Origin of the sequence: Mesorhizobium sp. M7A.F.Ca.US.006.01.1.1 (assembly GCF_003997935.1) — a bacterium.
Lineage (GTDB): Bacteria > Pseudomonadota > Alphaproteobacteria > Rhizobiales > Rhizobiaceae > Mesorhizobium.
On sequence record NZ_RZQL01000406.1, the window covers coordinates 1 to 3,728 of the forward strand.

Here is a 3,728-nt window from a genome sequence, read left to right on the forward strand (position 1 = left end):
GCTTGCCGCGGTTGCCGCCGCCGTGGAGAAGGTTGATGAGGTTGAGATAGTCGATGAACCCGCCGAAGAAACCGGTGCCGCCGGCCGCATAAGGCCCTACGCGATAGCTCTGCAGCGGAAAATATTGTTCGTCGGCGTGCGCGGGGGGCAAGGCCACCGACACGATCATCGCCGCGGACAAAGCCGCCGCCTTGATAGTGCTGAGGAAAGACATGGTTAGGGTACTCCCGGTATGGGCCGCGTTGAGGCCCTTGTTCATTTTCGGATGTGGTTCAATTTCGGGCGCATCAGCTCAGGTCGACTGCCAGGCGAACAGGAGCCGTCTTCGGACCCTGTCCCACAGCGCCACCAGCCCGTCGGGTTCAAGGATCAGAAACAGGATGATGAGCGCGCCCAGCACGATGCGCTGGCTCATGTCGAGCACGCCCGAATCGAAGAGATCGCCAAGCAGGAAGCCGCCGAGGCGCGACAGAGCGAGTGGAAAGACCACGATGAGGGCGGCGCCGAAAAACGCGCCGCGGATCGAAGCCAGGCCGCCTATGATGATGATGAACAGGATCTGGAACGACCGATCGAGATCGAAGCCATCCGGCTCGACGGTCCTGAGATAGGCGAAGGCCCAGATGACGCCGGCAACGCCGATGATGAAGGACGAGATGGCGAAGGCCAGCAGCTTGGTCTTCAGCACCGGGATGCCGATGATGCGGGCGGCGGTTTCATTGTCGCGGATAGCGATGAAGTTGCGCCCGGTCTGCGACGAGACCAGCCGATGGGCGAGGAAGGTCAGGACGGTGACGATGGTCAGTGCGAAGAGATAGCGGCCGATGGCGCCGTCGAGCGCGAAACCTGAAATCGACAGTCTCGGCGCGTCGATGACGCCTGACGCCGAGTTGTTGGAGAACCAACTGAACTTGGTCAGCGCCCATTGCACGAAGAACTGCGCGGCAAGCGTCGAGACCGCGAGATAGAAACCCTTCAGACGCAGGCTCGGCAGCCCAAAGACAATGCCGATCGCGGCGGCGACGATGCCGGCCAGGAAGATGCTGCCGATCAGCGGCAGGCCCTCGACGCGCAGGTTGAAATTGTAGGCGGCAAACGCGCCCGCCGCCATGAAGGCAGCACTGCCCAGCGAGACCTGGCCGGCATAGCCGGTCAGGATGTTCAAGCCCACGCCGGCGAGGCTGAGCGCCAGGAACGGCAGCAGGATGGCTTCGAACAGATAGCTCGAGCCGATCAGCGGCACGACGCCGTAAGCGAAAGCGAGCAAAAGCACGGGCACGATCCATTTCGGCAGCACCGGCGCGGCGGCGAAATCGCCTGTTATCGCGGTCATCGTTCAGATCCTCTCGACGAGCTTCTGGCCGAACAGGCCGGAAGGGCGGATCAGCAGGAAGACGAGCGCGACGACATAGGCAAACCAGCTCTCGATGCCGCCGCCGAAATAGTCGCCGATATAGACCTCGGCGAGCTTCTCGCTGGCGCCGATCAGAAGCCCGCCGACGATGGCGCCGAGGATGGAATCGAAGCCGCCGAGCACCAGTACGGGCAGCGCCTTCAGCACCACCAGCGACAGCGAGAATTGCACGCCGAGGCGCGCACCCCAGAGCAGTCCCGCCACCAGTGCGACAAGACCGGCGGCAGCCCAGACGGTGGCCCAGATCAAGGGTAGCCTGAGGCCGACCGCGAGGGCCGCGAACTGATCGTCGGCAACGGCGCGAAAGGAGAGGCCGATGCGGGTGTAGCGGAAGAACAACGACAGCAGGAGAACCATGCCGGCGGCAACCACCGCGGCAAAAATGTCGAACTGGCTGATCAGCACGCCGCCGATTTCCAGCGGCACGTCTTCGATGCCGAGGTCGAGACCGTGGACCTGCGTGCCCCAAATCAGCTGGGCGGCGCCCTCGATGATGTAGGACAGGCCGAGCGTCGCCATGAACAGTGTGATCGGCGGCTTGTTGGTCAGCGGCCTGAGCACCGTGCGCTCGATGGCGACACCCATCGCCACCATGATGGCGAAGGTGACCGCCAGCGCCAGCGCGAACGGAATGCCGCGTTCGACAAGGCTGACGAAGGTGAGTGCCGCAAACAGCAACATCGCGCCTTGCGCGAAATTGAGCACGCCCGAGGTCTTGTAGATGAGCACGAAGCCGATCGCGACAAGCGAATACATGACACCTGAGAGCAGGCCGCCGACGAGCACTTCGATGAAGAACTGGTAGTCGAAATCGGCGATCATATGCCTGCCCCGTCCTCATTGTCCGAGGCGACGCCGAGATAGGCATCGATAACGCGCTGGTCGTTCCTGACTTCATCGGGCGTGGCGTCGGCGATCTTGCGGCCGTAGTCGAGAACGGCGATGCGATCGGACAGACCCATGACGACGCCGACATCGTGCTCGATCAACACCACGGTGGTGGCGAAGCGATCGCGCGCGGCACGGACGAAAGACGCCATCTCGCTTTTTTCGCTCGCCGTCATGCCGGCCATCGGCTCGTCGAGCAAAAGCAGGCGCGGCTCGGCCACCAGCGCGCGGGCCAGTTCGACACGCTTCTGCAGCCCGTAAGGCAAGGTGCCGACAAGACGGTCGCGAATGGCGGTGAGATGGAGGAATTCGAGGATCTGTTCGGCACGGCTGCGTGAATCGCGCTGCTCGCCGCGCGAGCGGCCGATGCCGAGCACCTGGCCGGCAAAGTTGGAGCGAACCTTGTAGGCAAGGCCAGAGGCGACATTGTCGAGGACGCTGAGGCCCTTGAACAGTGCAAGGTTTTGGAAGGTTCTGGCGACGCCGAGATGGGCCAGCCGCTGCGTCGGGACCTGGGCATAGAAGGTACCGTCGAGCTGGACATGGCCACGATCCGGCCGGTAGACACCGCTGATGACGTTGATCAGCGAGCTCTTGCCGGCGCCGTTCGGTCCGATGATGGCGCGGATCTCGCCTGACAGAACCGACAGGTCGACGTCGGCCAGCGCGACGACGCCGCCGAACGACAGGCTGATGCCCTGAAGCGCGAGCAAGGGAGAGGCGGCGTCGGCAACGGACCCTGCCGGCTTGGCGGCATCTTCGAACGACTGCTCCGGCCGCTGGTCTGACGGCAAGCCGCGTGCAAAGACTTCCGGCGCATAGGCGGAAGCCTCCATCACTCCGAGCGTATAACTGGGCAGAGGCATTCCAATCGTCCTCGATTGCTTCAGCAGGCGCGCAAATCCTGATTGCGGCTCGATGAATCGAGCGCGCCGGGTAGCTTTCATGCGTGTGCTGGCCGGAGCCTGTCCGGCCAGCCTGTGGGGGTGACTACTCCGCCGCCAGCGACGCTGCCGCCTCGGCGTTTTCCAGCTCGCGGACGAGCGGGATGACATGCTTGCCGAAATACTCGACCTCTTCCTGGAAATGCAGGAAGCCGAGCAGGATGAGATCGGCGCCGGCGCGCTTCAGGTCGACGATGCGCTCGGCGACTTGCCGGGGCGTGCCGATCAGGTTCGAGCGGAAGCCGTCATTGTACTGGACCAAATCGTCGAAGGACGATTTCGCCCAATTGCCCTCACCTTCCGGCGAGGCCTTGCCGGCATTCTTGACCTCGTGGCCAAATGCGTTGACCGCGTCGGGATTGGCCTTGGCGATGATTTCGGCGAGCACCGCCCTGGCCTCGTCCTCGGTCTCGCGAACGACGGCGAAAGCGTTGACGCCGACCTTGACGGAATGGTTGCTGGCCTTCGCCTTAGCCCTGAGG

4 protein-coding genes and 1 pseudogene are annotated in these 3,728 nt (G+C 63.5%); all 5 read right to left on the reverse strand.

Translation table 11 applies throughout. The annotated features are described in order from the left end of the window. Window positions 1-214: pseudogene (locus EN943_RS35875) on the reverse strand (ABC transporter permease); the annotation flags it as partial. A 78-nt stretch (window positions 215-292) separates the two neighbouring features. Beyond that, entirely contained in the window at window positions 293-1,333 is a 1,041-nt protein-coding gene (locus tag EN943_RS35880) for a branched-chain amino acid ABC transporter permease (RefSeq protein WP_127416481.1), read from the reverse strand. A gap of 3 nt (window positions 1,334-1,336) precedes the next feature. Then, a complete protein-coding gene (locus EN943_RS35885; protein ID WP_032898718.1) occupies window positions 1,337-2,236 on the reverse strand; it encodes a branched-chain amino acid ABC transporter permease in 900 nt (299 codons plus the stop codon). Beyond that, complete coding sequence (locus EN943_RS35890) at window positions 2,233-3,168, reverse strand: ABC transporter ATP-binding protein (RefSeq protein ID WP_127416482.1); 936 nt, start codon at window positions 3,166-3,168, stop codon at window positions 2,233-2,235. The genes EN943_RS35885 and EN943_RS35890 overlap by 4 nt, the downstream gene beginning before the upstream one ends. Window positions 3,169-3,292: 124 nt before the next feature. Next, window positions 3,293-3,728 (reverse strand): LLM class flavin-dependent oxidoreductase (locus tag EN943_RS35895; RefSeq protein ID WP_127416483.1); only part of this gene is annotated, 436 nt, incomplete at its 5' end.